The 3,577-nt window shown below is 59.4% G+C and carries 3 protein-coding genes; 2 read left to right on the top strand and 1 reads right to left on the bottom strand.

The features are described 5' to 3' along the window. Nucleotides 1-896, bottom strand: an 896-nt coding sequence (gap, locus tag ACTOZL_RS10075) for a type I glyceraldehyde-3-phosphate dehydrogenase (protein ID WP_482478256.1), incomplete at its 3' end; no start/stop codon positions are given. A 226-nt stretch (nucleotides 897-1,122) separates the two neighbouring features. Between gap and ACTOZL_RS10070 the strand changes: the two genes are divergently transcribed. Beyond that, complete coding sequence (locus ACTOZL_RS10070) at nucleotides 1,123-2,193, top strand: sensor histidine kinase (protein WP_482478255.1); 1,071 nt, start codon at nucleotides 1,123-1,125, stop codon at nucleotides 2,191-2,193. Between the two features lie 107 nt (nucleotides 2,194-2,300). After that, nucleotides 2,301-3,476, top strand: coding sequence for a tyrosine-type recombinase/integrase (locus tag ACTOZL_RS10065; RefSeq protein ID WP_482478254.1), 1,176 nt, complete (start codon nucleotides 2,301-2,303; stop codon nucleotides 3,474-3,476). Nucleotides 3,477-3,577 lie beyond the last annotated feature (101 nt).

The raw sequence follows: 3,577 nt of genomic DNA, 5'->3' as shown, positions 1-3,577 counted from the left end.
GCCTTGGCGTCGAAAATGGCGGTGTGGGTGTCCCCCAGGAAGTCGCTGGATACCACGTCCTCGTCGGTGTAGTCCAGGATGCCCTTCATGGGCCCCTGGGCAGCGGCTTTCATGGCTTTGCAGATCTGGTCATAGGTGGCGGGGGTTTCCAGGGCTGCGGTGAGGTCCACCACGGATACGTCCAAGGTGGGCACCCGCAGGGACATCCCCGTCAGCTTCCCTTCCAGGCTGGGGATCACCTTGCCCACGGCCTTGGCGGCCCCGGTGCTGGATGGGATGATATTCCCCGCTGCGGCCCGGCCGCCCCGCCAGTCTTTTTTCGAGGTGCCGTCCACGGTTTTCTGGCTGCCGGTGGTGGAGTGTACCGTGGTCATCAACCCCTCCCGGATGCCGAAGGTATCGTGCAAAACCTTGGCCAAGGGGGCCAGGCAGTTGGTGGTACAGGAGGCGTTGGAAACGAAATCCATGCTCTTGTCATAGGATGTGTTGTTGACGCCCATGACAAACATAGGCGTGTCGTCCTTGGAGGGGGCGGTGAGGACCACCTTTTTGGCGCCTCCCAGCAGGTGCCCACGCATTTTGTCGGCGGTGGTGAACTTGCCGGTGCTCTCCACGATATATTCTGCCCCTACGCTGCCCCAGGGGATCTCCTCCGGCAGCTCGCAGTGGAACACCCGGATCCGGCGGCCGTTGACGATGAGGTCGTCCCCATCCCAATCCACCTCGCCGGCGAAGCGGCCATGCACACTGTCGTACTTGAGGAGATACGCCATATAGTCCGGGGTCTGACTGTGGCTGTTGATGCCCACAAACTCTACATCGGGGCGTTCCGCCCCCAGGCGAAGCACCAGGCGGCCGATGCGGCCAAAGCCGTTGATGCCAACTTTCATACCCATTCCAACCAAATCCTTCTCAGTTTTTATTTCCCTGGCCTAGGCCAAGACGACACCATTATACAACGCTTCCGCCTAGGATGGAAGCCCTTGCAGAAAAAACTTTCCCGTTTCTCCCTGCAAATCTGACAAAATCCTTGTTATTATTCCCAGGATTTGTTACACTATAAAGACGAAAATTTCCCGCTGGAACCGGATATCCTATTTTTATTTCCAAGGAGCTGATGTTATGGATACCATTACCTCCCGCCTGAGCGATCTTTTCAGCACATTTCCAGAGGCAGTCATCCTCCTCGACGAGGGGGAGGCTGTGTATGCCAACGAAGCGGGCAAGGCGTTGCTCCAGGATGCGCAGTTCCCGGCGGACCTGCTTTTCGCCCTGGCCGAGCACCCTGGCGACTCCATCGACGTAGCCACAGCCCTGGCCACGTACCGGGTGTCGGTCTCCGCCTTGGAGGGGGGCGTCCTGCTGGTGCTGCGCCCCCTGCCCTCCAAGGAAGAGCGGGACCACCCCTTCAGCAACGCGACCTACCGTCTGCGGGAGAGTATCTCCAATCTCACCACCACCCATACCCAAATCAAGCGGGGCTTGGAGGAACGTTTCCTGGACGACGCATTCCAGCGGGAGCTGTCCAACCAAAGCCGCTTTACCTACCAGCTCCTGCGCATTGTGCGCCAGGCAGAGCTCACCCAGGACTTGAACTACAAGACCTTCCCCAAGGAGGAGGCCTTCGACCTGGCCCTGGTGTGCAGCGGCATGGCCGACGAGGCCGCCTGGCTGTCAGAATACGCCGGGGTGCAGTTCAGCTACCACAGCAACGTGGGCTCCCTGCCCTTCCAAGCCAGCAAATCCCTCATCACCCAGATGATCCTGGCGGTGGTATCCAATGCCATCCGGGCGGCAGGGAAGGGGGGGCAGGTGGAGATGCGGTTCCAATCCGCCGGCAGCCGCTGCGTAATCTCCATCCGGGACAGCGGCATGGGCATCCCCGAGGACCGCATGGCCACCCTCTTCACCGGGGAGGTCTCCACGGGCATCCCCCGGCCGGGGGAGGGCTCCGGCCTGGGGCTGTACAACGCCCAGCGGATCGCCCTGATCCACGGCGGCGTGATGATTGCCCAGAGCGGCCGGGATGGGGGCGCCTGTGTGGCCATCTCCCTGCCAGTGATCACGCCCCCCAGCGTCCCCGTGCGCAACAACCCTGGGTATGACAACTTGGAGGGCTTCTCCCCGGTACTCATCGAGCTCAGTGATTTGCTCCCCTGGGAGGCATTCCACGCAGCCACCCGGGACGACTAAAAACGAATTTCGTCAGATATTGTTGATTTTCGAGAGAAAACCCAGGAAAATAGTAGACAAACGGCCTCCTGATGTAGGAAAATATTCTGCGTCAGGAGGTTATTCTTATGCAAAAGTATACGTATCTCAGAAAAACATTTACCTTTGGCGGGCGTCGTTATGAGGTTCGGGGGAAAAGCGAGGAAGAGGTCTTTGATAAATTTATCGAGCTCCTCACCAACCTGCGCCAGGGAGAAGAGGCCCTCACCGTGGACAAATGGTTCCGCCAATGGAAGGCCACCTATAAAGACCCCGCAGGCCTGACCAAAAAGAGCCTGGCCATCTATGACGAAAAGTACAACTGCTATATCTCCCCGGCCATTGGGGAGATGCCCTTGAAGGATGTGCGGGATCTGCACCTGCAAGCCCTGCTGAACACCCAGGCGGGAAAATCCTACTCCCACGTGAGCAAGCTGCGGATGGTCTTACAGGAGATGTTCCGCCAGGCCCGGCGCTCCCGGATCATCGTCTATGACCCTGCGGAGGGCTTGCAGCTCCCGGAGAGCGTGAAAGGCAGCCACCGGCCCATCACCGACGAGGAGCGAAAGCACATCCTGGCGGTGGCGGAGACCCACCCCTCAGGGCTGTGGGTCCTCACCATCCTCTACGCCGGCCTGCGGCCTGGGGAGACAGCGGCGCTGCTGTGGAAGGACATCGACTTTGTACACAACGAAATTCATATCCACAAGGCGGTGGAGAGCGGGACGAAGGTGGTCAAGGCCCCCAAGACCCCGGCGGGGGTCCGGGACGTGCCCATGTGCCGGGAGCTGCGGGAAAAATTCCTCCGGTGCAGCGGGGAGCCCTACGCCCCGGTGTTCCCCACCCGCCAAGGCAATGTCCGCAGCAGCAGCAGCTTGTGGCGGCTGTGGCAATCCTTCGCCAACGCTCTGGATCTGCATATGGGGGCCCGGGTGGAGGACGGCGAGATCGTGGAACACGCCATCGCCAAGGACCTGACCCCCTATTGCCTGCGCCATACCTTTTGCACCGACCTACAGCGGGCAGGGGTACCCATCAACGTGGCGAAGGAGCTCATGGGCCATGCAAATATCTCCGTCACCGCCAATATTTATACCCACAGGGACCAAGGGGTATTACACGAAAATATGGCAAAATTGGCCGCATTTCGAGGAGAAAAAAACGGAAATGAACTTCCAAAATCTGGCGCGGGCTCTGTGGCAAGCTGTGGGAAAAAACGCGAGAAAAAACCCAAACCCCCTTGTAAATCAACAACTGAAACCTGAAGAAGGTGCTGACCCTGGTTCTCACCCTCGCCATGCTCTTATCTGTCATGGTCGTGGGTGCGGGGGCAGCGTTCTCTGATCAAGACTCGATCGGGAACAAA

It is taken from the genome of Evtepia sp., assembly GCF_056797215.1.
The sequence above is the reverse complement of the archived record's forward strand: the minus strand, read 5'-3'. Positions and strand labels throughout refer to the sequence as shown.

Excerpts from the sequence above, each read along its gene's own strand:
- ACTOZL_RS10070 (WP_482478255.1), top strand. The coding sequence starts at position 1,123 with ATGGATACCATTACCTCCCGCCTGAGCGATCTTTTCAGCACATTTCCA.
- ACTOZL_RS10065 (WP_482478254.1), top strand. The coding sequence starts at position 2,301 with ATGCAAAAGTATACGTATCTCAGAAAAACATTTACCTTTGGCGGGCGT.